The sequence below is a fragment of the Streptomyces sp. NBC_00299 genome (assembly GCF_036173045.1).
Classification (GTDB): domain Bacteria; phylum Actinomycetota; class Actinomycetes; order Streptomycetales; family Streptomycetaceae; genus Streptomyces; species Streptomyces machairae.
In genome coordinates this window covers 6,532,113-6,557,253 of the sequence record NZ_CP108039.1, presented here as the reverse complement: position 1 = coordinate 6,557,253, position 25,141 = coordinate 6,532,113, and the positions used below count along the sequence as shown (strand labels likewise).

The following is a 25,141-nucleotide window of genomic DNA, read 5'->3' as shown; positions in this document are numbered from 1 at the left end:
TGGGGAGTGGCCGCGGCCCTGATGGCGAACACCCTGTACAGCCTCGGTTTCGTCCTGGAGAAACGGGCGCTCACCGCACTTCCGCAGGTGAACATCCGGCAACCCGCCCGGCTGCTGCGGCTGGTGCTCGGCAGTCCGTTGTGGATCGGCGGGTCGCTCGCCCTCGCCGCCGGTTTCGGCGCGCAGCTCGTCGTCTACCGCACGCTGCCCATCGCCGCCGCGCAGGGCATCTTCGTCTCCGGGCTCGTGCTCCTCGTGCTGCTCTCGGCTCGGCTGCTGGGCGAGGAGACCAGCGGGCGGGAGCGGTACGCGCTCGGCGCGATCCTCGCCGCGCTGCTGATGGTCGTGCTGTCACTGCGGGAGGGCCCGGGCGGCGGGGAGGCCGTGGGCCGGGCCGCCCCGTATCCGCTGATCCTGCTGGTGTGCGTGCCCTCGCTGGCGGCGGGCGTGTGGCTGTACAACTCGGCGGAGCGCAGGGCCCGGCACCGGCACCGGCTGCCGACGGCCGGCGTCGAGTACGGCGTGGCGGTGGGGCTGCTGTACGGCGTCAGCTCGCTGGCCATCAAGGGGGTGTCGAGCTACCTGACGACGAGCGGAATCGGCGACGCCGTGCTGGACCTGCTGCGCTCCCCGTACCCGTATCTGCTCCTGTTCACCGGCGCGTTCGGGCTGGTCATGTCGCAGGCGGCGCTGCAACGCTGCCGGGCCTCGCTGATCGTGCCGGTGTGCACGACGGTGACCAGTCTGTACACGGCCGTGCTCGGCACGCTGACGTTCGGCGAGGCGCTGCCGGAGGAGCCGCTGCGGCTGGCGCTGCGGGTCGCGGGCACGGCGCTCGCCGTAGTCGTACTGCTGTCGATGCCGAGGCACGACCCACCCGCCCCGCCCTCTCCCCAACCCGCCGTCGGCGCCAAGGAGTTGACCCCACCATGAAGCCCGATGACCCGTTGCTCCAGATCCTGGCGTGCCCGCTCGACAAGGGGCCGTTGCACCTGGTCGTACCGGACGAGCCGAGTGCCCGGACGGCGGCCGAGGCGCTGTACAACCCGCGCCTGCACCGCCGCTACCCGATCGTGGACGGCATCCCGCAGCTGCTGCCGGCCTCCGGGGAGCAGGTCTCCGACGACGAACACGAGGAACTACTCAAACGGATGGCCCCATGACCCTGGCCGCGAGCATCGCCCCACTCCTGCCGACCCGCGTGGTCGCCGCCGTCGCCCGGGCCGTGTACCCGCGCTTCGAGCCCGAGCTGGCCCGGCTGGCGGAGCTGTGCCCCGCCGGGTGCGGGACGGCCGTGGACGTCGGCGGGTGGTACGGCCCGTGGACGCGGCGGCTGTCGCGGCGGGCCCGCCGGGTGGTGACCGTGGAACCGGTCCCGCACCTCGCGCGGCTCCTCGCCGCGACGGCCCCGCCCAACGTCCGGGTCGTGCAGGCCGCGGCGGCCGAGCGTCCCGGCACGGCCCGGCTCTGGCTGCCGCCGCACGACGCGGGCGACCGGGGGGTGTCCTCCCTGGTCCGCCGGAACATCCACGCCACGGCACTCCCGGTCAGCTGTGTCACCCTCGACGAACTCGGCCTCAAGGACGTCGGGTTCGTCAAGGTCGACGTGGACGGCAGCGAGCTCGCGGTGCTGCGCGGCGCGACCGGTCTCCTCGCGCGCGACCGGCCCGCCCTGTTCGTCGAGCTGGAGTCCCGCATCCAGCCGATCGCCCCGGTGCTGACGTATCTCTCCCTGCTCGGCTACGACGGCTGGGTCCTGCCCGGCCGCGACTGGATCCCCCTGTCCGCCTTCCCGCTGGAGGCACACCAGGCCGAGGCCGCCCATGTCGTCACCCACGGCCTGCTGCGCCGCGTGCTGCCGTTCCGAGGCCCCCGGTACGTCAATTCGGTCCTCTTTCTCCCCGACGGCCGCCGCCCCGTGGGCGACGATGGAGCGCATGCCCTCCGGAAAGCACCCCGCTAGCCCCTTCACTCCGCTCGACTTCCAGCTGGTGCTGCTGCGCCGCATGGCCGACCACAACCCGGACCTGGTGGACAGCGCCCGCCACGAGCTGGGCGTCTCGATCGCCGACATGCGCGAGGCCAACAAGCGCTGGCAGGCGATGGTCCGCTCCCCGCGCACACGCGGGGCCGCCTCCCGGTACCGCTCGGTGCTGGGCGCGCCCGAGTCGGTCGTCACCCGCAAGGTCGGCGACCTGGACTGCGAGGCCTGGCTCTGGCCGGTCCCCCTCTGGCCCGACCTCCGCTTCGAGGTGCTGCTCGCCCCGAACGGCGCGGTCTGGAACGAGTGGCTGGTCCGCGCCCCCGGCTCCGAGGCCCCGGCCCTGCACACCCTCGCCGACCTCACCCCCTGGTCCTGCACGGTCGACGAGGCGGCCCGCGCCTTCGCCCCCGCCCGGCCCCTGGAGGGAACGGCCCCGACACGCTGGGGGCTGGCCTTCGCGGCGCCGGACGGGGAGGGGGTGCGGCGGGAGGTGGTTGCGGAGTTCAGCTGGGGGTTGCTGCAGCGGGTGGCGGTTCGCGGCTAGGGGGTGCCGTCCGAGTCGGCCAGAACGGCGCGGACCTCCTCGCGCAGCCTCGCCGCCTCCTTGGCGCGGCCCAGCGTGTCCAGCCGGATGGACAGCGTGTTGAGGCTTCTGGCGAGGGCACGCCGGTACTTCCGCGGTTGCGTGGCGAAGAGCCGGCGGTAGAGGTTGGCCGCCTCCCGGGCCGCGTCGGCCGCCCGCGGCCTGCCGTCGCCGAGCAGGTCGAGGGCCCAGGACCGCATCTCCAGGGCGTCCGCCAGATCGGCGCGGTGCAGGCCCGACTGTTCGGCCTCCAGCTCCCGGTAGTGTCCGACCGCCTCGGACGCCGCCGACACCGCCTCGGCCGGCCGGCCCTGGGTGCCGAGCCAGAGCGCGAGGTTGCGCTGACTGCGGGCGAGGGGTTGGCGGAGGTCCACCGCTCCGTGGGCGACGAGCTCGCCGTAGGTTCCCACGGCCTCGCGCGCGGTCATGATCGCGCCGTCGACGCGGCCCAGGTCCGCGAGGCTGATGGCGAGGCAGTTGAGACTCTCGGCGAGCTGTGGGCGATACGTTTCTGGGTGCAGCGCGGCGAGGTCCCTGCGCATGCTCACGCACTCGAACATCGTCGCGTGCGCCGCCGCGACGTACTGCACGGCACGTTCCCAGTACCAGCGAACGTGCAGACTCCTCGCCAGGTCGGCCCGGCCGGCCGGATCCGCCTCGGCCTGCTCCCGTCGCACGGCCGCGGCCGACACAGCGGCCTGCAGGGCCTGTTGCCGCCGGCCGAGCGAGCCGTACCGGTTGGCGAGGCTGCTCAGGCTCACCGCCAGCGCGGGACGGTGGGTGAGGGCATCCTCGTCGGCCAGCCGGCGGAACAGGTCGACCGCCTCGGCGGCGGCGCTCAGGGCCGCCTCGTGCTGTCCGCTGCCGTGCAGGACGAGAGACCACAGGTGCAGGCTCTCGCCCAGCCGGGGCCGCTGCTCCGGCCGGTCGACGGCGAGTCGGCGACGCAGCGCCACGGACTCCTCGACGGCCGGGCCCGCCTCCGCCCAGCGGTATGCCTCGGCGTGCCGGCTCGCGAGACCGTACAGGGAGGCCCCGAGCGCCGGCAGCGCCTGGAGGGGCAGTTGCTCGACCAGGGGCCGCAGCACGGTGATCGCGTGCTGGTGAGCGGCGGCCGCGTCGGTGCGGCGGCCGGCCGCGGCCAGGCGTTCCGCCACGTCGTCCAGGGCGACGGCGGCCTCGACGCCCCGGTCCGGTCCCAACAGCACCATGTTCGCGACGGCGAGGTCCCGGTCCTCGCGCGAGGTGGTGACGTCGCCGATCACCTCGCCGATGAACGCGGCGGCCTCGTGGGCGTACGCCTCCCCGAAGTCGGCCGGGTTCAGGTCGTCGGGGAAGCGCCGCAGGGCGAAGCGCGGGTTGGGCAGCAGTTCGCGCGGCACGCCCGTGGCGAAGTCCCGCGGTGTCGACGGATACTCACCCGGCCAGTCCGTGCTGACCGCCCGCAAGACCTCTCCGCCGGTGATGAACCGGTCCCGCGGCGACCAGCCCCACCCCTGGGGAACCTCGTCCGGGCCGCGCCGCAGCAGCCGTACCAGCCAGGAGCCGAACAGCCTGTCCCATCCGGTGTCGTGGGGTACGACGACGGCGATCCGGCCCGTCCAGCTCGCCGTGGTCAGGTCCATGGGCGGGGGCGGATAGCCCCAGTCGACATCGCTGCCCGGCGGCCGCACGGTGTCGAGCAGGACGAGTACCTGGTCGGCGCCCGAACCGGCAGCGAGGCGGAAGAGCGTTTCGCTCGGCAGGGCGGTGTCGGGCCGGGCGGGGTCACTGTCGCGGAAGGCGAGCCGCGGGCCGCCCGGACCGGGCAGGGCGTACCCGCGGACATACACCACCAGCGGGCCGTCGTGCCGCAGCGCCGTCAGCCGCGTCAGCCGCTCGGTGACCGCGGCGAGGGACGGGTCGGCCAGGTACTCCTTGGCGTAGGTGTCGCCGAAGGCGGCCCCCACCTCACGGCACAGGCCGCGGGAGTGGTCCAGCGGGGGCAGCTGCGCGTGTTCGTACCGGGCGACGGCGATGCCGAGGAAACGGCCGGCCGGTCCCCCGCCGCGCAGCGCGGGAGCCTGGTCCGGCAGGCGGAACACCTGTCCGCGTGCGCTGCGCAGCAGGACCGGTCCCGGGCCGACCTGTACGCGGATCTGCCAGGTCACCGGAACGGACAGATCTTCGTCCCGCTCCCGCGGACCGCCGGCCAGCAGGGTCAGTACGCGCGGTGCCGTGTCGGGCACCGGGAGGGCGTACGTGCCCGGCGGCACGTCGATGAGCGCGTCCGGGTCGATCGCCCGGCCGTCGACCTCCAGCTCGTCGCCGTCCCGGCGTACGGTGATCCGGATGTCGTCGAGGACGCGGGCGAGGTCGCCGAGTCGGCGGGCCGGCAGCGGAGCGCGTTCCACGGCGAACGGGAAGCGCCGGGCCGGGACGCGGGGGCGTACGGTCTGGGCGAGCTGCCAGCCCGTGGGCGAGTCACGGACGGCCTGCGGCAGCCGGTCCCAGGCCGAGGCCAGCCATCGTCTGAGGCCGTCACGATTCTGCTGGGTGATGGCCTTGAACGCCGGGGCCAGGGCGCCGTCGATCTCGGCGAGGCGTCCGGCCACGGCGAGCCAGGTGACCTCTTCCTCCAACAGCAGGGCCGGTGACAGATCGGCGTGCACATGCTGGACGATCCGCCACAGGGAATGCACCGGGGCGTCCTGCGGCTGCTGTCGCAGCCATCGCTCCAACCGGCGTTGCAACCGGTGGCGTTCGGCGGTGTCGAAGACGATGCCCGTGGGCCCCTGGGACCGCACGAGTCCGCTGAACCACAGGTCGGACTCGGTCTGCACGCCGAGCCGCGGGAACAGCGCCAGCCGCACGGCCCGGATCAGTTCGGGCTCCACGCGCACGGCCACGCTGAGCGCGGTCGCCAGCTTCTCGACGGGGTCGACGGCCTGCCGGTCGCGTGTCACGGTCACCGCCGCGGCCCGACCAGGGCGGAGACCGTGCTCACGGTCGTGGTCCGGTCCCAGGTGAGGACGGACAGCAGCGGGGCCAGCTCCGCGGGCACCCGGTTGACCGGATAGGGCACGAGGGCCAGGACCGTGCATCCGGCCCGGACGATCTCGTCGAGCACGTGGTACCACTCGGCGACCGAGGCCCGCCGCGGATGCAGCACGGGCCCGCCCACACCGAGGTCGGAGACGACCAGGACGCGGGTCCCCGGACTGGGCGGCCGGTACGGCTGCCAGCTGCGCGGGGAGTCGGGCCCCGTGCCCCGGGCCGGCACATCGGCGAAGCAGCGGACCTGGGTGAGTTCCGCGCCGACCAACCCGGTGATCTGGCGGGCCAGTTCCTTCTGGTCACGCCGGTACGGCTCCATGCTGTCGCCCTGGTCGAGAAGGACCTGCACGCCGAAGCGGAGAGTGGGACGGGCGGCCCGCGGCAGCCGGGTCAGCGGGATGCCCCGGGCGAAGGCTTCGACGAGGGCGTCGATGTCCGGTTCGCCGTCGTCACGGACCAGGGTGGTCAGGGCGGCGTTGAGGATGGCGGCGGAGGACCGTCTGGTGAGCAGCGGCTCCAGCGGCGGCCGGGCGGTGAGGTGACGCTCGGTCACCTCGTCGAGGGAGCGGACGGCTTCCCAGTCGGTGGGTTCGAGGGCGTCGAGGCGGACGGGTTCCAGCACGGGCAGGCCGGTCGGTCCGGTATGCCCGTCGGACGGCCCCGGGCCGATGTCGGGTGGCGGTGGTTCGGGAGGGGCGCCGCCGTCACCGGGGCGGCGGGTGGGCGGAGGGAGCGGCGGCTCCTCGGCGGGCGGGCCGGGCGGGGCAGGCGCGGGCGCCCCGGTCGCCGGGCCGGGCGGCGGCCCGGGCGGCGGTGGCTCGTCGGCGAAGCCGAGCAGCCGGGCGGCGCGGCGCTGCAGTACGGGGTCATCGCCCACCGCGTCCAAGGCCCGGGCCAGATCGGCCACCCAGATCTCGGGGACCTGTCCGGTCACGCCACGGTGTCCTGCTTCAGCAGCGCCATCCGGCGCAGCGTCCGCCAGCGCTCGTCGCTGTCCTCGACCCGGATGCCCAGTTGCCGGCAGGCGTGGAAGGCGTCCAGGAACTCGGCGGTGCTGGGCTTGCGGTGCGCTCTTCGGTCCGCGTCCTTGCGCAGCCGCTGCACCGCGTCCGCCAGGTCCTGGGCGAGGAGCAGGTCCGCTTCGGTGAAGGGGCCGTCGTAGGCGTCCACATGGGCGCGGGCGACCTCGACCAGCTCCGCCGGTTCCGGGTGTTCCAGCTTCACGACCAGACAGCGCCTCAGGAACGCCTCGGGCAGCTCGCGCTGTTCGTTCGTGGTGATGACCACCAGTGCCTTGGTGTCGTCCTCGGGTTCGATCTCACGCCCCGTCTGGGAGAGGGTGAAACGGCGCGAACCCAGCGGGACGAGCAGTCCGTTGGGCAGCTCGGGGTCCGCCTTGTCGATCTCGTCGATCAGTACGACGGAACGGGCGCGCAGATCGGCGCTGTCCGTCCTGACGGGCCGTCGGCCACGGGACCGGGGCAGACGGTGGGCGCGCAGCGCGTGGGCGCGGGCGGAGTGCGGCGCGAACGCCTTCCACAGCACACCGGGCTCCACATACGCGTCGATCGGCTTGAGCCGCTGTGCCTGGGCGTCCGCCAGCCGCAGCACATGGTCGAAGGACCACAGCAGGTCCGGCGCCTGGGTGCGCGAGGTCACCACGTGCTCGTGATACGCCCAGTTGTGCTGCCACGCGACGTGCGCGGCGAAGGACGACTTGCCGGAGCCGGGATCGCCGCGCAGCAGCAGCGGCCGTCCGGTGGCGAGGGCGACGTCGACGGCCAGGTCGAGGTCGCCGCGTACGACGTAGGCCCGGCCGTCGGGGCGGTCGGGGGCGTTGCGGGCGGTCGGTTGCGGCGGGGTCGGCTCGGGGATCACGACTCGGCGTCCTTTCCGTGACCGCTTCTCCTGTCGCGGATCTCCTTCAGCGCCCGCCGTGTGCGTGCCATCTGCCCCTCGGCGCCGGGCTGCACCGGGATGTGCACGGCGCCTGCGGTCGGGACGCCCAGGTCCGCGGGATCGGTCCGGTCGGTGAGGACGATGATGTTGAGCCAGTGGAATCGCCCGATCAGGGTGCGCACCAGATGTCCGACGACGTCGAGTTCGGTGCCGGCGGGGTCGATGACGAGGAAGAGCACCTCGCCCTCGATCGGCAGCTCGTTCTCGTCGTCCGACTTGAGCAGCGCGCATATCGCCGTCAGGCAGGCCGTCATGTGCTCCTCGTGCTGGGCCTCGCCGGCCACCAGGTCGACGGCCTTCACCCAGTAGGCGCCCGAGAAGCAGGAGGCGCGGTGGATGTGCTGCTCGGCCGTCTCGGCCCGGGCACCGGCCAGCGTGGCGACCACCCGGCGCTCGCCGGGGAGCAGCAGCCGTACGCCCAGGGGATCGATCCAGGTGGGGAGCAGCAGGCTGATGAGCTTGTTCAGCCGGTCGAGGGCGAGAAAGAACTCCACCTCGTTGACGGCCGACGGCACCTTCTGGGTGGGCACCGGGGCCAGGACCTGGTGTGCGACATGGCGCCGCTCCTCGGAAGCGGTCGGGAAGCGCCAGTCCCCCTCGGAGCCGAGTCGGTGGGCCATGGACCGCAGTGTGAACCGGTCGGTCACCTCGTCCAGACAGTGTTCGATCTTGGTCGTCATGGCGCGCATCGCCGAGTTGTCCGCGCATCCGCCGAGGTCACCGAGGCGTTCGACGATCCGGGAGACCAGGTCCGCGGGCTCGGTCTCGTCCTGTTGGACGCACTGCAGATCGGCGAGCTGGGACAGCTCCGAGCGCCGCAGCTCCCGCGGTGAGAGCCCCTTCAGCAGCACGGGCACGATGGTGAGGCGTGACCCCACCGCCCGCCGCCACAGCAGGATGTGGACCTCGCGCTTGAGCCAGGTGGACTCCAGCCCGTCCTTGCCCACCAGCACGACCGCCGCGTCGCAGTCGGCGAGCCATCCGTAGAGGACCGACCGCCAGTCCGTCCCGGGCGGCAGCAGGTCGTCCACACGCACGTCCCAGCCGAGGTCCGGCAACCGTTTGATGAGTTCGGTCCGTACCGAATCGGCGTTCGCCTGATCCTCTTCGGTCTTCGCCGAGCTGTGACTGATGAAGGTGATCGCCATCGACCACTGACCGTCCTGCCGCACGTGCCCAGTCGGGACTCACTCGCCCCTGTAGGACGGAGAGGTTGACAGGTGATCGGGACATAGGTCAACTCGGCGCTATATCGACGAATTGACGGCCCCTTATGTGAAACTTACGTGTGGTGGGCTCAGCTGCCGGAAATCCTCACGGAAGCAGCGGACCGCCGGTCGACGACGACCGCGGGGGAAGCGGGGGATGGTGTCGGCCGACAGAGCACGCCCGGTCATCGCGATAGTCGGCAGCGTCGAGCCAGGCCGCACGTACTCACCCGGGCTGAAACACCCCGAGGACGCCCCGGCCGCCTGCCGCGAGCTGGGCCGTCAACTCGCGCTGGCCGGCTACGACCTCGCCGTCTTCTCCGCCAAGCCCAGATACATCGAGTACGACGTCGTCCAGGGATACGCCCAGGAAGTGGACGGCGCGGGCGTGGTGTTCCTGCACGTACCCCGGCACCAGGACCACGACTTCGGGCTGCCTGAGGGCAGTGCGGCGGAAGTGCGGGTGGTCCGGGACACCGGCCCGGAGTGGGAGGTCTCCTTCTACCGGACGCTGCTGGCCAGTGACGCCGCGTTGCTCGTCGGCGGGGGCCAGTCGACCCGGGTGGCCGGGGTCATCGCCATGGCTCAGCGCGTACCGCTGCTGCCGGTCGCCGCCTTCGGAGGCGGGGCGAGCCAGGTGTGGGCCAACCTGGACAAGGTCCGCAACGACACCACCGACGACGACATCGTCCTCCTCGGACAGGACTGGCGGGCCGACTCCGCGCGCCGGCTCGTCCGGTGCCTGGACCATCAGCGGCTGCGCCGCACGGACTGGCAGCGCGAACGCGACCGGAGCGAGCGCCGGTCCCTGCTCTCCGCCGGCCTGGGTACGGTCGTGGCCCTGCTGTTACTGGTGTGCTCGCTGCTGGGCTTCGTGCTCGCCGGGGAGCCCGGCCCGGCGACCGGCCGCCGGCTCGGAGTGCTGGTGGTGACGCCGTTGCTGGCGGCCATGGCCGGTGCGGTGATCCGCAGTTCCTTCGAGACGGCCGGTCAGTGGCCGAGAGCGGCGGTGCGCGGGCTGGGCGCAGGGGTGGTCTCCGTCCTGCTGTACGTGGCGTCCCAGCTGCTCACGGTGCCCTCCCTGCTGGACGAACTGGACGTGCGCAGGCTCCTGTTCTTCACGCTGCCCCTCGGATTCAGCGCCGGTTTCACCTTCGACCTCGTCTTCGAGCGCCTGCGCTCGGGAGCGGCCCCCGATCCCCCCGCACTGCCGGGCGGGCCGCCGCCCGGGCCCGGCCCGGCCGACCGTCCCTGACCGGCGGGCCGCAGGACGCGTCCGACGGGCCCGTCCGGCGTGGTCTCACCGAACGGCGGCCGCCAGAATCGCCTCGACAACCCCCGGCACCGACCCCGCATGCAGCGACAGGAACAGATTCGGCTCGACGAGTTCCAGCTCCATCACCCGCGGCTGCCCGCCCGGCCCGTCCTCCCCGTCGACGAGGTCCACGCGCGCGTACAGCAGCTCGGCGGTGTGCGGTACGGCGGCCAGGGCGCGTTCGGCGACAGCGAGTTCGGCCGGGGTCGGGGTCCAGGGTTCGAGGCCGGGATGGGCGACCTTGCGCTCGTCGTACGGCGTGCCGGGGGTGAGGACGGCACCCTTGCGGCTGGCGTGCAGCAGGCGGCCACCGAAGAACTGCAGGGCCCGCTCCCCGCTGATGTCGATGCCCTTCACGTACGGCTGCACCATCGCCGTGAGCCCCTCGGCGTGCATGCGTGCGAGGTGCCGTACGGCCGTGTCGTGCTCGTCGGGCGTGTACCGGGCGGCGAAGCGGGCGCCGGCGCCGGATGTGGGCTTGATGACGTACTCGTCGTCGAGGGGGAGGTCGGCGGCGCTCGGGGTGCCGCCGGGCGCGAAGTAGCGGGTGGGCACCACGGGCACCCCGGCCTCGGCGAGGTCGCCGAGGTAGCGCTTGTCGGCGTTCCAGCGGACCACCTCGGCGGGGTTCGCGAGCCGGGTGGCCTTGCCGCAGCGCTCCGCCCACGCCAGGAACTCGGCCGCGCGCCAGCTGTAGTCCCAGGTGGAGCGGAGCACGGCGAGGTCGTACCCGCCCCAGTCGGCCCGCTCGTCGTCCCAGTACACGGACTCCGCCTCGGCCCCGGCCTCCCGCAGCGCCCGCACCAGCACCGGGAGGTCGCGGTCGACGCTGACCTCGGGGCCGGGACGGCAGGTGACGAGGGCGATGCGGGCCACGATGGGTTCCTCCGGGTCGGACGCAGGCGGGACGGCGGGCAGCACGGCAGGTAGCACGGCTGTGCGATGCGCAGGCTAACAAGCGCGTCCCGGGCAGCGCTCCCGGAACCGGGGCGGGCCGCTTGACCTTCACCTTCGGTGAAGCCGCAGCATCGGTGCCGAGGAACCGGAGGGGATCGGAATGCGCGAGGACATGCTGACGATCGGGGCCTTCTCGAAGGCCTGCCGACTGTCGCCGAAGGCACTGCGGCTGTACGACGAGCTGGAGCTGCTGAAGCCCCGGCGCGTCGATCCGGACACCGGGTACCGGTACTACGCCGTCGACCAGCTGGAGCGGGCCCGCCTGGTGGCGTGGCTGCGCCGGCTCGGCATGCCGCTGGTCCGGATCCGTCAGGTGTGCGCGCTGCCGGCGGCCGACGCCGCCCGCGCGATCCGTGCCTACTGGGCGCAGGCCGAGGCGGAGACGGCCGTACGGCGGGATCTCGCCGCGTTCCTCGTCGACCAACTCGTCGCAGCACCGAGGAAGGACACCACCATGCTGGAACTCCGCTACGCCGCCCACTCCGACCGGGGCCGGACCCGCCCCGCCAACCAGGACACCGCCTACGCCGGCACCCGGCTGCTCGCGGTGGCCGACGGCTACGGCCCGGCGGGCGTGCCCGCGAGCAGCGCGGCGGTGGAGGCGCTGCGCTTCCTGGACACGGCCGAACTCCCGGCGGGCGACGTCCTGAACCTGCTGGAGGAGGCGGTGCAGGGCGCCACGGAGGCGGTCCGGGACGCGGCGGGCGACGCCGAGGATGACGCCGGCACGACCCTGACGGCCCTGCTGTGGACGGGCTCCCGGCTGGCCTTGGTCCATATCGGCGACTCCCGCGCCTATCTGCTCCGCGACGGCGCCCTGTTCCGCATCACGGACGACCACACGGTGGTCCAGTCGCTCATCGACGAGGGCCGTCTGACGCCGGAGGAGGCCACGACCCACCCCCAGCGCTCCCTGCTCCTGAAGTGCCTCTCCCCGACCACTCCGCCGGACCTCCGCCTGCGCGACGCCGAACCCGGCGACCGCTATCTCCTCTGCTCCGACGGCCCTCTCCACGGTCGTCCCCGACGCCCGCATCCGCGCCCTCCTCACCACCGCCCCGTCCCCCGACACCGCCGTACACGCCCTGATCGACGCGGCGAACGAGGCGGGCGGGCCGGACAACGTGAGTTGTGTGGTGGCGGACGTGGTGGAGGCGGCGGCCTGATCGAACGCCGGCCGGACAACCTACGGTTCCCGCTCCTCCTCCGGCTCCCAGTCCAGCAGCCGCACTTTCGCCACCGTGCGGACGTGCCGCCGCATCGCCGCTGCCGCCCGGCCGGGCCGCCGGTCGGCGATCGCGTCCAGGATGGCCTGGTGCTGGGCGAGGGAGCGGGCGGGGCGGTGCGGCTGGCGGAGCGACTCCGTGCGGCTCTCGGCGATCTGGTCGGCGATGGAGCGCATGAACTCGGCGAGGATGCTGCTGTGGGCGGCGGCGGTGACCGCGGCGTGAAAGAGGCGGTCACCCTCCACGCCGTGACCGTCGCCCTCGATCTCCTCGGCCATGTGCGCGAGGGCCGCTCGCATCGCCGCGAGGTCCTCGTCCGTACGGCGTTCCGCGGCCAGTTCGGCGAGTTTCGTCTCCAGCGCCTCGCGGGCCTCCAGGACATCGGGGAGGCGTCGTCGGCGCTCGACCAGCTTCTCGACCGGCTCCACGTCGAGGCTGTCGCGGACCAGGTACGTGCCGCCGCCGTGCCGCGCCTCCACCAGGCCCTGGACCTCCAGGACCACGATGGCCTGCTTCACCGAGGCCCGGCTGACGCCCAGCCGCTGTGCCAGGTCCCGTTCGGGCGGCAGCCGGTCACCGGCCCGCAGGCCCCCCTCGGTGACGTACTGACGCAGCCGGTCGAGCACCTGCTCGTACAGGCGCTGTTTGGCCATGAGGCGCAGAGCGTCGGTCACGGGCTCCCCCTCTCGCCGGGAGCGTAACACCGGCACCCCGAGTGGACGAGTGGCTGAGCCAATTCATGCGCGACCCCTTGACGCGCCCCGCGGAGCGCGCCCACGCTAACCAGCCAGGCGCCCCAATTGGCTCAGCCACTCGTCCACTCATTCGCTTCGCTCTCATTTCTTCGCTTCCTTCCTCCGCCGCATTCCTTCGCTCGGGACCCAAAGACGGGAGCCCGCATGTCCCCCGAACTCATTTCGATCCTCGTCCTCACCGTGGTGTTCGTCATTGCCACCACCCGCTCGATCAACATGGGCGCACTCGCCTTCGCGGCCGCCTTCGCCGTCGGCACCCTGGTCGCCGACCTCGACGCGGACGGCATCTTCGCCGGTTTCCCCGGCGACCTCTTCGTCGTCCTCGTCGGCGTCACGTACCTCTTCGCCATCGCCCGCGCCAACGGCACCACCGACTGGCTGGTGCACGCCTCGATCCGGCTCGTCCGGGGTCGGGTGGCGCTCATCCCCTGGGTGATGTTCGCCCTCACCGGCGCGCTCACCGCCATCGGTGCCGTGAGCCCGGCCGCGGTCGCGATCGTCGCGCCGATCGCGTTGAGCTTCGCCGCCCGCTACGGGATCAGCCCGCTGCTGATGGGCGCGATGGTCGTGCACGGCGCCCAGGCCGGCGGCTTCTCGCCGATCAGCATCTACGGCTCGATCGTCAACGGCATCGTCGAGCGCGAGAAGCTGCCGGGCAACGAGCTGGCGCTCTTCCTGGCGTCCCTGGTCGCCAACCTCGTCATCGCGGCGGTCGTGTTCGTCCTCTTCGGCGGGCTGAAGCTGTGGGCGCAGGGAGCGGTGGCAGTGACGGAGGAGGAGGACGGGACCTCCGGTGGCGGAACCTCACCCGCCGGTACCCCCACCACCGGCAGCACGACCACCGGCACCACGACCACCGGCACCGCCACCACCGGAACCACCACCGCCGTCGCTGTCCGCCCCGAGGCGCCCCCCGCCGCCCACCTCACCCCCGCCCGAGTCGCCACCCTCCTCTCCCTGGTCGCCCTCGTCGTCGCCGTCCTCGCCTTCGATCTGGACGCCGGTCTGACCGCGATCACCCTCGCCGTCGTCCTGAGCACGGCGTGGCCTGCGGACAGCCGTACCGCGGTCGGCGAGATCGCCTGGCCGACGGTGCTGCTGATCTGCGGCGTGCTGACGTACGTCGGCGTGCTGGACGAGATGGGCACCATCACCTGGGCCGGCGAGGGCGTCGGCGGCATCGGCGTACCGCTGCTGGCCGCCGTCCTGCTCTGCTACATCGGCGCGCTCGTGTCGGCGTTCGCCTCGTCCGTCGGCATCATGGGCGCGCTCATCCCGCTCGCCGTGCCGTTCCTGGCGCAGGGCGAGATCGGGGCGGTCGGCATGGTGGCGGCGCTCGCGGTGTCGGCGACCGTCGTGGACGTGAGCCCGTTCTCGACGAACGGCGCTCTGGTTCTGGCCGCGGCCCCGGATGTCGACCGTGAGCGTTTCTTCCGGCAGCTGATGGTGTACGGAGGGATCGTGGTGGCGGCGGTACCCGCTGTGGTGTGGCTGGTGCTGGTCGTGCCCGGCTGGGGGTAGGTCGTGGGACGGCAACACTCGGTGTCCGTTGAACAGTTAAGGAGTACGACGCGTGTCCTCTCTCTTCCCGGCCCTGGCGGCCGGCCCGGCGGGGCGGGTTGCCCTGCGGTTCGGTGACCGGGCCCTGACGTACGCGGAGCTCTCCACCGCGACCGGTGCCCTCGCGGGCCGGATCGCGGGTGAGGCGCGGGTTGCCGTGTGGGCGACGCCGACCCTGGAGACCGCCGTGGCCGTGGTCGCGGCGCTGGAGGCCGGGATCGCCGCCGTACCGCTCAACCCGAAGTCGGGCGAGAAGGAGCTGGGGCACATCCTTTCCGACAGCGTGCCGAGCCTCGTACTCGCCGCGCCCGGCGATGAACTACCGTCACCCGTCGCCGAGTTGGCGCGAGTGGACGTCGACGTACGGGCCGCCGCCGCCCGGCCGGCCGAGCGGGCCACCGAGAGCGACCCGGCCCTCGTCGTCTACACCTCCGGCACCACCGGGCCGCCCAAGGGCGCGGTCATCCCCCGCCGGGCGATCACCGCCACCCTGGACGCGCTCGCCGACGCCTGGCAGTGGACCGGCGACGACACCCTCGTGCACGGCCTGCCCCTGTTCCATGTGCACGGACTGGTCCTCGGCATCCTCGGCCCGCTGCGCCGCGGCGGATCCGTGCGCCACCTGGGCCGGTTCGACACGGAGGGCGTCGTGCGCGAGCTGAACGAGGGCGCGACCATGCTGTTCGGCGTGCCGACGATGTACCACCGCATCGCCCAGGCGCTCCCCGAGGACCCGGGGCTGGCGCAGGCGCTCGGCAAGGCCCGGCTCCTGGTCTCGGGCTCGGCCGCGCTCCCCGTGCACGACCACGAGCGGATCACGGCAGCGACCGGACAGCGGGTCGTCGAGCGGTACGGCATGACGGAGACGCTGATGAACACCAGCGTCCGCGCGGACGGCGAGCCGCGGCCCGGGGCGGTGGGCGTGCCGCTGCCGGGCGTGGAGCTGCGGTTGGTGGAGGAGGACGGGACACCGATCGCGTCGTACGACGGCGAGACCGTGGGTGAGATCCAGGTGCGCGGCCCGAACCTGTTCACCGAGTACCTCAACCGCCCCGACGCCACGGCGTCCGCGTTCACCGAGGACGGCTGGTTCCGCACCGGCGACATGGCGGTGCGCGACCCCGACGGGTATGTCCGGATCGTCGGCCGCAAGGCCACCGACCTGATCAAGAGCGGGGGTTACAAGATCGGGGCAGGCGAGATCGAGAACGCTCTCCTGGAACACCCGGGTGTCCGGGAGGCCGCCGTCACCGGCGAACCGGACGCCGACCTGGGCGAGCGGATCGTGGCGTGGATCGTCCCGGCGGACCCTCAAGCGCCGCCGGGAGCCGATGAGTTGGCTGATCACGTCGCCGCCCGCCTCGCCCCGCACAAGCGTCCGCGCCGGGTCCACTACCTCGACGCCCTCCCCCGCAACGACATGGGGAAGATCATGAAGCGGGCCCTGGCCCATGACTGAGCGGCGCCCGTCGGCACGCGAGACGATCGCGCTGGTCGCCGACGACTCCACGTTCACCGAACTCCCGTACCCGGAAACGGACTCCGGGCCGGACGGCCCCCTCGGCTGGCAGGGCTACGACGCCTCACGCGCGCGTGCCGCCGAGCGCACCGGCGAGGAGGAGTCCGTCGTCTGCGGCACCGCGAGCGTGGCAGGCACCCGGGCCATGCTGCTGGCCTTCGAGTTCGGCTTCCTCGGCGGCTCGCTCGGCCGACGCACCGGGGACCGGCTGGAGTCGGCGTACGCCCATGCCCGCGCCCACCGTCTCCCGGTCGTCCCCCTGGTCGCCACGGGCGGCAGCCGGATGCAGGAGGGCATGTTCGCGCTGACCCAACTCCAGCGCGTGGCACGGCAGTCGACCCTCACCCGGGAGGCCGGGCTGGCGCAGATCGCGGTCCTCCGGGACCCGACGACCGGCGGCGGCTGGGCCACCCTGGGCGCGGGCGCCGACGTGACCCTCGCCCTGCCCGGCGCCCAGGTCGGCTTCGCGGGCTCCCGGGTCCGCCCGCCCGACGCCGATCCGGCGGCATACACGGCTGAGGCGCAGGTGGCGGCGGGGGCGGTGGACGCGATCGTCCGGCCGCAGGAGCTGCGGGCGGAGCTGGGGCGGTGGCTGCGGCTGCTGGCGGGGCCGCCCGCGCAAGAGGCCCCGGTGCCCCACGCCCTGGGTGCGCCCGACCTGCCGGGCACCGGCTGGGAAGCGGTCCGACGGGCCCGCGCACCACAACGCCCGCGCGCCGGGGCCTACTTGGACGCCTGCTTCAGCACCCGCGTCACGATCAGCGGCGACCGCTGCGGCGGCACCGACCCCGAGGGCATCCTCTGCGGCTTCGGCACCCACGACGGCCGTACGGTCGCGTACGCCGCCCAGACCGGCACCGCCACCCGCCCCGCCGGCTACCGCACCGCCACCCGCCTGATCCGCCTCGCGGACCGGCTCGGCATCCCGGTGCTCACCCTGGTGGACACCCCGGGCGCCGCCAACGACGCGGACGCGGAGCGGCAGGGGGTCGGCGCGGCGATCGCGGACCTGTTCGCCGCGGTGGCCGGCGCCCGCGTCCCGATCACCACGCTGGTCATCGGCGAGGGCGGCTCGGGCGGCGCGCTGGCACTGGCGGCACCGGGCAACACCTGGGCGACGCCCGACAGCTACTTCTCGGTGATCGCGCCGGAGCTGGCGGCGGCGATTCTGAAGCGGGGGGCGGAGGAGGTGGAGGCGACGGCGGATCAGCTGCGGATTCGGCCACAGGACCTGATGGAGCTGGGGGTGATCCGGGGAGTCGTGGAGGGGTAGGGGATGAAGTGCGTCGAAAGCCGGGGTGGGGCGGGGAGGGGCCGGAAACCGGGACAACCCCGGCCGCCGTCCTGAACAATGGGCATGCTCGCCGGACGACGACGAGCGGTGGGATGACGGGGGCGTCATGACAGGCCCGCTCCTGCGTGACCGCCTCGACGCACTCGAACTGCGGGCCGTGTCCAGCACCCGCCCCTCCCCGCAGGCCGCCGATCTGGTCCGCTGTCTGCACAACTCCGGTCGCCGGGTGGCCGTCGTCACGGACTTCTGCGAGCAGGCCGTCCAGCGCCACGTGGATTTCCGGAGTGTGCCCCTGACGGCGGCCTACGGCCGCGGCCGGCACCTGATGCCCCATCCGGAGTGTCTGCGCCTCGCGCTGAACCACTTCGGCAGCACCGCCAGAGGCCTGGTGATCTCCTCCACGGCCGCCGAGGTCACCGCCGCCCGGCAACTGGACCTCCCCGTCATCGGCTACGCCGACTCCCCCGCCGCCGAGCGACGCCTCCGCAAGGCCGGCTGCGACGTGGTCGTCGACTCCCTGCGCCCCATACTCGACGCGGCCCGCTCCCTGTGACCCGACACACCGACCTGACCCCCCATCAGAAACAAAAACCCCCATTCAGCGGCACCCCACCCGGCCCCCTCCAGAAGGCGCCCCCCTCCCCGCGGCGCGCACGATCGAGGTCACGGAGGCCCGCCACCCAACCCGGCGGACCCACGGTCTGCGCTCTCGGGAGGACCCCCATGACCGCCACACTGGAGCAGCTGCGCCGCTGCCATTTCGCCGTCGACCTGGGGGCTGCCAGGACCCGCGTCTACGTGAAGGGCGCCGGACTCGTCGTCGACCAGCCCTCAGCCGCCGCCGTCAACACCCGCACCGGCGCCCTCATAGCGGTCGGCGAGTTCGCGGAGAAGATGACCGGCCGCACCCCGGACTACATCCGTGTCGTACGGCCCGTCTCCGGCGGCACCGTCGTCGACATCGAGATGGCGCAGCGCATGCTGCGGCACCTCCTCGGCGACAAGATGCGCCGCGCCCTGCGCCGCAAGCCCTTCCTGCGCGCCGCCGTGTGCACGCCGCACGACGCCGACCCGCTCGCCCAGCGTGCCGCGATAGAAACCCTGGTCGGTCTCGGGGCCCGGCGCGTCGAGCTCGTCGACACCCTCATCGCCGCCGCGGTCGGATGCGGTCTGCCCGTCGAGCAGCCCGAGGCCAGCATGATCATGGTGTGCGGGGCCGCCGCGACGGAGGTCGCCGTGCTCTCCCTCGGCAGCATCGTGACCGCGGAACGCATCCGCGTCGGCGGCGAGGCGGTCGACCACGCAATCGTGCAGCACCTGCGCCACCAGCACGAGCTGATGCTGCCCAGCCAGAACGTACGGCCCCTGCAGCTGGCCCTGTCCGGCAACGGGCTGACCCCGCAGGGCCCGGCCTCCACCGAGATCCACGGCCGGGACGTCTGCACCGGCCTCGCCCGCTCCGTCCAGGTCGACACCGCCGCCGTACGGGACGCCATCCAGACCCCCCTCACGGCCGTCCTCGACAGCATCGGCAAGGTACTGCGGGACTGCCCGCCGGACCTGGTCGCCGACCTCGCCGACCGCGGGATCATGATGGTCGGCGGCAGTGCGCTGCTGCCCGGGTTCGACGAGATGCTGCGCCAGGCCACGAGCATGCCGGTGCACATCGCCGAGCGCCCCGACGTCTGCGCCGTACAGGGCCTCGGCACCATGCTGGAGGGCAGGATCGAGCCCTTGGAGCTCGACCCGGCCACCTGAGACGTGCCGGCGCCCGCCGAACTCATCTGATGGGGTGGGCCTTGGCCCGTTCGGCTCGTTGCACCCGGTAGCGCCCCAGTGCCGTCGGCACCCAGCGCCCGCGTCCGTTCGACTGTTCGATCAGGCCCTTGGACGCCAACGAGCGCACGACCTGCTTCAGGCCCTGTCGACCGAGTCGGTAGCGGTGGACGTGATCGCGGAACGCCGTCCTCAGGTCGGTCAGTGTCTGCGGTGTGCCCTGTCCGCAGATGTAGGCCAGCACCGGCATCTCCCAGGGGAGCAGGCGTCCGCCCCCGTTCCTGCCGCGCTCGGTGCGAACCTCCGGCGGGGCAGCCGGTGCGGGCGGCTCCGGCTGCTGCTGATCGTCCCAGGGACCCGGGTTGTCGAAGGCGCTGAAAGCGGCGACTTCCCGGCCGTACCCGACGATGAGGACGCCGTCCGCCAGGGCGAGGGCGCCGACGGGCGCCGGCACGGACACGGTGGTGTGGGCGTCGCCGGTCTCCACGTCCCAGAAGCAGACCGTGTTCCGCCCCGCGGGAACGGTGACCGCCATCGGGCGGCCGTGGAACTCGCCGAGTGCCAGCGCCGATGTGGGCCCGACGGAGATGCCGGCGCGGAGCCTGCCCGTGTCGGCGTCCCACACGCGCAGGCGGCCCTCGGCGCAGGCCGTGACGAGCGGACCGGCGGGGGTGGTGGCCACGGCGAGCAGGTCGACGTGGGCGGAGGCACCCCTGATGGATCTGCGCAGCGTGTCAGTGGTGAGGTTCCACAACCGGATGGTCCCGTCACGGTGAGCCGTGACCGCGACCGGCTGCTCGCGGATACGGGCGGCGGCGACCGCGGTGACCCCGGTCAGGCCGTTCAGGCCGCAGGGGTGCGGGCGACCGGTGGTGAGGGAGCGGACCTGGAGGCATGCGTCTGCGTCCGGGGCGAGGGCCAGTACCAGCGGGCGGCGGCGTGACCCGGCGACGGACAGGGCGGAGACGGGGCCGCAGGACGACGTGGCTTGCCACTGCCGCCGGCCCGTCTCGGGCCGGCGGGCCGTGAGGCGTCCGTCGGCGGTGGCGACGACGGCGACGGGCCCCTCCCGGGTCGCGCCCAGGGCTACGGCCGTCACCTTGCTTCTGCCGTTGAAGTGGATGCCCTCCGATCTGCCGTCCGACCCGGTGAGGACCCGCAGGCGTTCGTCCCCGCAGCCGGTGGCCACCAGGATCCGCCCGTCCGCCCGGGCCACGGAGAGGGAGCGGACCGGGAGCGGATGGGTCACGCCGCCGACGGTCCGGGCCCGCCGGTCGTCGAGCGTCCACACGCGTGCGGTGCCGTCGTGCCCGGAACTGACCGCCACCGGACGCCCGGCGACCTCGGTGACACGGATCGTGCGGGGCGCGACGGTGTGGGCGGTGAACGTCTGGCGCGGGCTGACGCTCGTCAGGTCCCACTCGTGCAGGGTGTGGTCGGCGGAGGCAGAGAGCAGGGAGTGGCCGGAGAGCGAGCGCAGCAGGCGCTCCCTGCGGGTCCGGCCGGTCGTGGCCCGGATGCGGAGCCGGGACGACGGCGTCACGGCCAGGTCCTCGGTGTCGGTGCGGTCCTTGTGCTGTGAGGTGTGAGGCCCGCCTGCCGAGGGGGCTGCGTAGCAGGTCAGCGCCGTGATCTCGGCGAAGTGTGCGGTGAGTTCACGCAGCGCGGCGCCACCGCCCTCCACGTCCCACAGGCGGACGGTCCCGTCGCTGCCGCCGGTGACGGCGACGCATTCCAGTCCGTTGTCGACGACTGCGAGGGCCTCCATGGACGACGGCGGCCCCGTCAGCGTGGTGTGCACGCGGCCGGTGTGGAGGTCCCACACCTGCGCCCAGCCCTCTTCGTACGTCACGACGACGGCCGGAGTCGCGCCCACCTGCGCGGCCGCCACGGCGCGGACCTCCCCGGTGTCGAGCCGCGTCCGGAAGCGTTCCGCCCCCGTGGCGAGGTCCAGGCAGTGGATGCGGCCCTCGCCGATCACGGCGATCACGTCATCCCTGCCGGTGCCCGACCCCGCCACGGCCATGCGGCCGTGGCGCGGTACTCCCGTGAAGAAGTGACGGACCGCTCCGGTCTCCAGGTCCCCGACGCGCACCGTGCCGTCGCCGCCATGGGTCACGACCATCGGTCCGTCGTACGACTCCCCGAGGGCCAGCCCGTGAATGGCGCCCTCGTGTGCGGTGACGCCCCAGCGCGGTGCGCCGTCGTACGGCTCCCAGCATCGCAGCGCTCCGTCCTCGCCCGCGGTCACGACGACAGGCCCGGTTCTACTCCCTCCCGTGGCCGCAGCGGTGAGCGGCACGACGTGGCCGTGGACCTCGTGCAGGAGGGTGTTGCTGCTCAAGTCCCAGACCCGGGCCGTCCGGTCGTCCTGCGCGGTGGTCACCGCGTACGACAGTCCGGGAACCATGCCGGTCGCCACCGACGACACCGCGGAGTCATGGGAGAGAGCGCCCCGCAGCTGCGAGCTGATGTTGCTCGCCGTGGACCAGCGGCACTGCCAGGGGGTGGGCTCGGCGTGGGCGGGGTGGTAGAGCCGACTGCTGATCTCAGGCCACTGGTGCCGGGCCGCGTCCACCGCGAGGATGTGGCGCCGCTCCTCGGGGCTCGCCGAGGCGTGCTCCACGACTGAGGCCCGGTAGACCGGCAGGGAGCGGACACGATTCTCCTCCCCGGGCAGGGCGAGGCTCCGGTTCTCCGCCTCCAGCAGAGAGCCGAAGGTCAGCACCGAGTGCGGGTCGGCGTGGACGAGGAAGTCCCAGTCGTGGAAGAGGTGTTGGAGCGAGCCGGCCTCGGCCGCGTGCTCGGCGGCGTGGCGCAGCAGATACGGCGAGGCGAGATCCCAGCGTGTCGTTCCGTTCACGGTGACGGGGTCGAGCAACCGGGCGAGAACCCGGCGGGCGGTCCGGTCCCGGACCCTCTCGCGTCGGTCCTGCTCCTGCTGCACATCGCTCAGCCAGGCTTCCTCCTGTCTGTCCCGCTCCCTCTCCCAGGCCTCTTCCGCCGCCTCCTGTGCCTCGCTCCACTCCTCACTCATGCCGCGGTCGCCAGCAACCGGGCGAGCGCGGGTGCCTGAAGGTACTTCTCCGCGTGGTGGAACCTGAAGCCCTGGTGGACGACCACGTGGTCATCGCTGTCGACCCCGCTGAAGCGCCGCGAGACGCCCTTGGCCGGAAGGGCCACGAGATCGCCGGGGTCGGCGAGGTTGGCCCAGCGTCCGACCGCGTGCGGCCGGGCGCCCCTGTCGGCCACGGGGGCGGGGTCGAGCCGGTCGAACACCACCTTGGGCAGGGCCAGCGGCGAGCCGATCGTCACCCACAGCGGGACGTGCGGTGTCCCCGTCCCGTGCAGGGTCTCGTAGGCGATCACCGACCCCAGGGAATGGGCGACGAGGGCGTCGGGACGATGCCGGTCGATCGCTTCGCGCAGCCGCCGCCGGACCTCGTCACGATCCGAGCCGGGGGTCTGGTAGGCGACGACCTCCTTCGCCAGGCGAGCCATGAACCACTGCATGTACCACTCGGGGCACTCCCGGCTTTCCGCCAGTGCGGCGAGGCGGTCGCGCAGGAACGCGGTCAGCAGTCCCTGAGCGACCCGGCCGGGTGCGGTGGGGCCCGGATCGGCGGGCTGCGCGTTCACGAGCTCCAGGACGAGTTCCTCCTGGGCCGGCGTGAGATCCTCCAGTTCCTCGTCACCGCTCTGGGCTCCGTCCTCCCGCAACAGGTCGGCGTAGTAGACGACGTGGACGTCCGCGCCGTCCGCGCCCAGGTGCTTGGCCCAGGTGGCGGAGAGGTTGCGGGCCGCCGTCTCCGGCGATTCGCCGGGCCGGTGGTTGCCGATGCCGTGGATTCCGAGGATCTTCACTCCGGGCCTCCGCTGGAGTCGGGACGAGGGTGTGGCGGGGTGTACGGACGGAGGTAGGACTCGACCTGGAGATAGTCCGCGAGTCCCTGGTGGAAGAGCCGGTACAGAGTGGAGCCGTCGCTCTCGACTCCGGTGCGCAGATAGAAGCGGTTCGCTTCGAGCAACTGCCGTACGTTGCCGTCGTCCACGTCCGGGGCGAACTCGGCGGCCACGGCGGCGACCGCCTCCGTGGGGAAGCCCTCGCCCTTCGCCCAGGCGACCGCGGCGAGCACGGCACGCAGGCGGGCGCGCTGCGGTTGCAGGCTCAGGTCGAGTTCCAGGACGCCGGGGAGTGTGACCGGCACGCTCGCACCCAGGTGCTCGGCTGCCGCCACGTCCGCCGGCGCGGGCAGCGTCTCCAGGGCTCGGCCGAAGATCCGGGCGACGAGAAACGGGCCCCAGTCCCGCACGGTCCCGGCGTTGCGGGTGAGCTTCGCCGCCACGGTCCGGGCCAGCACGGTACGGACGGGACGCTGGAGAGCGGCACTGTAGGAGGGGAGTTCGGCGAGCCGCAGCGACAGGTGCTCGGCGAGGTCGGCCCGCAGTTCCCCGTCCGGTACGTCGTCCAGGTCGAGCAAGGTCTGCTGGGCGGCGGCCAGTTCGAGCAAGGGCTGGAAGCGCGTACCGCGCCGGGTGCCCACGAGGAGCCGCAGGCAGGGCCTGCCGTCCGGTCGTAAGGCCTCCGTGAGCGGTAGCAGCAGACGCTGCATCAGATCGGCGGGGTCGTCGGCCTCGTCGAGGGCGTCGAACACCAGCACCGGCACGGCAGGCAGCGCGACGATCGCCTCGATCAGGTCGGGCGCGGTCCAGGGCTCGGTACGCCCCGAGCCTCGGGCCGGCAGCCTCCACTGCGCGGCCAGCGACGTGAGAACGGCGTCGAGTTCACGGTTGCGGGCGTGGATCGCGGCCAGCATCGGGTTGGGAGAGGCCACGCCGTCGGGCTGCTGGGCGGCGAGGTGTCTGCGGATGTCGGGGGCGGCCCGGATGATCTCCTCGTGGCCGGTGCACACCAGGGCACCCAGCAGTGCGGACTTGCCGGAGCCGGGCGCGCCGGTCACGACACGCAGCCCGCCGACGGTGGCGTCATCCAACCAGGGCGCCAGGTCGGCGAGTTGGCGGCGGCGTCCCACGAAATGGTCCCGGACCCGGTCCATGAAATGTTCGGCGCCGAGGTCGGCGACGAACGCCCGCACCGGCGCGTCGACGGTCTGCAACCGCTCCAGCCGGGGGTCACCGGTCCAGTTGGGGTTGGGGAAGAAGGGCAACTCCAACGGCTGCGAGGTGTCGACCTTGGTCGAGTGAACCTTCTGCCGGCTTCCCGTCGCGCTCAACCTGTTCTGGATGGACGAGGTGACTTTGTCCCAGCGCACGAACCGCAGCGACGGCGAAGTATCGAGGCCGTTCTCGGCGATCCCCTCCAGAACCTCGGCCACGGCGGTGCTGAACGCTCCGTCGTACGCCGCCCGGTCCGGTCCCGTCGCGGCGATCACCCACGCGTGCAACTGGTCGTCGGGGATCTGCGCCAACTGTGCGACGCGGGCGGCGCGTCCGGCCCTGCACAGGTCGACCACGAACAGCATCGGGTGCGCCAGTGAGTTCGCCTCCTGCACCCACAGGCTCACATCGGTGCCGAACCCGGGGTTGCCGCACGACGGCACCATGGACAGCCGCTCCGAACCCTCGGCCGTTCTGCCCCGGCCCGCGACAGCCGTCGTGCCATGGGAGACGACGTGCACAATGCCGTACTGCTCCTCGTCGACGGCCGTCCAGTGCTGCCGCACCGCCCTGCGGTCGGGCTCCCGCACGGCCCTGACCTCGTACGCGAGCTTCTGGTACGCCTGCTCCAGCCTGGCCAGCACAGGAAGTACGAAGGGCAGGTCGTCCCACCCCTGGCCGGGCATCGGCTCCTCGTCCTCGGCGACAGCCGGAGCGAAGCGGCTCACCCCCATGAGCAGCGCCCTCAACGGTGCGGCGGCGTCGGCCGTCGCATCCCCCATGTCGCTCCTCCCCCGCCCGCGCTGACGACGGGCGGCCCGCCGCGAGAAGGCCTCCGGGGAATCGTACAG

The 25,141-nt window shown here is 73.0% G+C and carries 19 protein-coding genes and 1 pseudogene; 11 read left to right on the top strand and 9 right to left on the bottom strand.

Annotation, left to right across the window (positions count from 1 at the left end; genetic code table 11):
* Nucleotides 1–6 precede the first annotated feature (6 nt).
* The 4 genes from OHT51_RS29160 to OHT51_RS29145 are packed head-to-tail and all read left to right on the top strand — an operon-like array spanning nucleotide 7 to nucleotide 2,528.
* Nucleotides 7–933 carry a hypothetical protein gene (locus OHT51_RS29160; protein WP_328884472.1) on the top strand — a complete coding sequence of 309 codons (927 nt, stop codon included), beginning with the start codon at nucleotides 7–9 and terminating at the stop codon, nucleotides 931–933.
* A complete protein-coding gene (locus tag OHT51_RS29155; RefSeq protein WP_328881883.1) occupies nucleotides 930–1,163 on the top strand; it encodes a Trm112 family protein in 234 nt (77 codons plus the stop codon). The genes OHT51_RS29160 and OHT51_RS29155 overlap by 4 nt, the downstream gene beginning before the upstream one ends.
* Nucleotides 1,160–1,963: an FkbM family methyltransferase gene (locus OHT51_RS29150; protein WP_328881882.1), complete on the top strand. Its 804-nt coding sequence runs from the start codon at nucleotides 1,160–1,162 to the stop codon at nucleotides 1,961–1,963. The genes OHT51_RS29155 and OHT51_RS29150 overlap by 4 nt, the downstream gene beginning before the upstream one ends.
* Complete coding sequence (locus OHT51_RS29145) at nucleotides 1,929–2,528, top strand: hypothetical protein (RefSeq protein WP_328881881.1); 600 nt, start codon at nucleotides 1,929–1,931, stop codon at nucleotides 2,526–2,528. Before OHT51_RS29150 ends, OHT51_RS29145 begins: the two co-directional genes overlap by 35 nt.
* Here the strand turns inward: OHT51_RS29145 and OHT51_RS29140 are convergent.
* Genes OHT51_RS29140 through OHT51_RS29125 form a run of 4 tightly spaced genes read right to left on the bottom strand, consistent with a single transcriptional unit; the run spans nucleotide 2,525 to nucleotide 8,710 of the window.
* Entirely contained in the window at nucleotides 2,525–5,518 is a 2,994-nt protein-coding gene (locus tag OHT51_RS29140) for a hypothetical protein (RefSeq protein WP_328881880.1), read from the bottom strand. The genes OHT51_RS29145 and OHT51_RS29140 overlap by 4 nt on opposite strands.
* On the bottom strand, nucleotides 5,515–6,537 hold the full coding sequence (locus tag OHT51_RS29135) for a hypothetical protein (protein WP_328881879.1): 1,023 nt from the start codon (nucleotides 6,535–6,537) through the stop codon (nucleotides 5,515–5,517). Before OHT51_RS29135 ends, OHT51_RS29140 begins: the two co-directional genes overlap by 4 nt.
* Complete coding sequence (locus OHT51_RS29130; RefSeq protein ID WP_328881878.1) at nucleotides 6,534–7,481, bottom strand: AAA family ATPase; 948 nt, start codon at nucleotides 7,479–7,481, stop codon at nucleotides 6,534–6,536. The genes OHT51_RS29135 and OHT51_RS29130 overlap by 4 nt, the downstream gene beginning before the upstream one ends.
* Complete coding sequence (locus OHT51_RS29125; RefSeq protein WP_328881877.1) at nucleotides 7,478–8,710, bottom strand: toll/interleukin-1 receptor domain-containing protein; 1,233 nt, start codon at nucleotides 8,708–8,710, stop codon at nucleotides 7,478–7,480. The genes OHT51_RS29130 and OHT51_RS29125 overlap by 4 nt, the downstream gene beginning before the upstream one ends.
* Before the next feature lie 217 nt (nucleotides 8,711–8,927).
* Here OHT51_RS29125 and OHT51_RS29120 point away from each other — a divergent pair, with 217 nt between their 5' ends.
* Nucleotides 8,928–10,025, top strand: a complete 1,098-nt coding sequence (locus OHT51_RS29120) for a hypothetical protein (protein ID WP_328881876.1) — start codon at nucleotides 8,928–8,930, stop codon at nucleotides 10,023–10,025.
* A 45-nt stretch (nucleotides 10,026–10,070) separates the two neighbouring features.
* Here the strand turns inward: OHT51_RS29120 and OHT51_RS29115 are convergent, their stop codons facing one another.
* Nucleotides 10,071–10,961, bottom strand: a complete 891-nt coding sequence (locus tag OHT51_RS29115; RefSeq protein ID WP_328881875.1) for an ATP-grasp domain-containing protein — start codon at nucleotides 10,959–10,961, stop codon at nucleotides 10,071–10,073.
* A 193-nt stretch (nucleotides 10,962–11,154) separates the two neighbouring features.
* Here OHT51_RS29115 and OHT51_RS29110 point away from each other — a divergent pair.
* A pseudogene (locus OHT51_RS29110) lies at nucleotides 11,155–12,208 on the top strand (MerR family transcriptional regulator).
* 20 nt (nucleotides 12,209–12,228) lie between these two features.
* Here the strand turns inward: OHT51_RS29110 and OHT51_RS29105 are convergent.
* Nucleotides 12,229–12,942: a FadR/GntR family transcriptional regulator gene (locus OHT51_RS29105; protein ID WP_328881874.1), complete on the bottom strand. Its 714-nt coding sequence runs from the start codon at nucleotides 12,940–12,942 to the stop codon at nucleotides 12,229–12,231.
* A 225-nt stretch (nucleotides 12,943–13,167) separates the two neighbouring features.
* On the opposite strand from OHT51_RS29105, the gene OHT51_RS29100 reads away from it, so the two are divergent.
* The 5 genes from OHT51_RS29100 to OHT51_RS29080 all read left to right on the top strand — a co-directional run bounded on the left by OHT51_RS29100 (nucleotide 13,168) and on the right by OHT51_RS29080 (nucleotide 19,154).
* Entirely contained in the window at nucleotides 13,168–14,544 is a 1,377-nt protein-coding gene (locus tag OHT51_RS29100) for an SLC13 family permease (protein ID WP_328881873.1), read from the top strand.
* 52 nt (nucleotides 14,545–14,596) lie between these two features.
* Complete coding sequence (locus tag OHT51_RS29095) at nucleotides 14,597–16,042, top strand: acyl-CoA synthetase (RefSeq protein WP_328881872.1); 1,446 nt, start codon at nucleotides 14,597–14,599, stop codon at nucleotides 16,040–16,042.
* Entirely contained in the window at nucleotides 16,035–17,375 is a 1,341-nt protein-coding gene (locus OHT51_RS29090) for a carboxyl transferase domain-containing protein (protein WP_328881871.1), read from the top strand. The genes OHT51_RS29095 and OHT51_RS29090 overlap by 8 nt, the downstream gene beginning before the upstream one ends.
* Nucleotides 17,376–17,502: 127 nt before the next feature.
* A complete protein-coding gene (locus tag OHT51_RS29085; RefSeq protein WP_328881870.1) occupies nucleotides 17,503–17,949 on the top strand; it encodes an HAD family hydrolase in 447 nt (148 codons plus the stop codon).
* Nucleotides 17,950–18,119: 170 nt separating this feature from the next.
* A complete protein-coding gene (locus OHT51_RS29080; RefSeq protein ID WP_328881869.1) occupies nucleotides 18,120–19,154 on the top strand; it encodes a rod shape-determining protein in 1,035 nt (344 codons plus the stop codon).
* Between the two features lie 22 nt (nucleotides 19,155–19,176).
* On the opposite strand, the gene OHT51_RS29075 is transcribed toward OHT51_RS29080, so the two are convergent.
* Genes OHT51_RS29075 through OHT51_RS29065 form a run of 3 tightly spaced genes read right to left on the bottom strand, consistent with a single transcriptional unit; the run spans nucleotide 19,177 to nucleotide 25,072 of the window.
* The gene (locus tag OHT51_RS29075; RefSeq protein WP_328881868.1) at nucleotides 19,177–22,209 is read right to left on the bottom strand and encodes a WD40 repeat domain-containing protein; all 3,033 of its coding nucleotides are present in this window, start codon (nucleotides 22,207–22,209) and stop codon (nucleotides 19,177–19,179) included.
* Nucleotides 22,206–23,036 (bottom strand): serine peptidase, encoded by an 831-nt coding sequence (locus OHT51_RS29070; RefSeq protein ID WP_328881867.1) that lies wholly within the window; start codon nucleotides 23,034–23,036, stop codon nucleotides 22,206–22,208. The genes OHT51_RS29075 and OHT51_RS29070 overlap by 4 nt, the downstream gene beginning before the upstream one ends.
* Nucleotides 23,033–25,072: an ATP-binding protein gene (locus OHT51_RS29065; protein WP_328881866.1), complete on the bottom strand. Its 2,040-nt coding sequence runs from the start codon at nucleotides 25,070–25,072 to the stop codon at nucleotides 23,033–23,035. The genes OHT51_RS29070 and OHT51_RS29065 overlap by 4 nt, the downstream gene beginning before the upstream one ends.
* Between the last annotated feature and the right edge of the window lie 69 nt (nucleotides 25,073–25,141).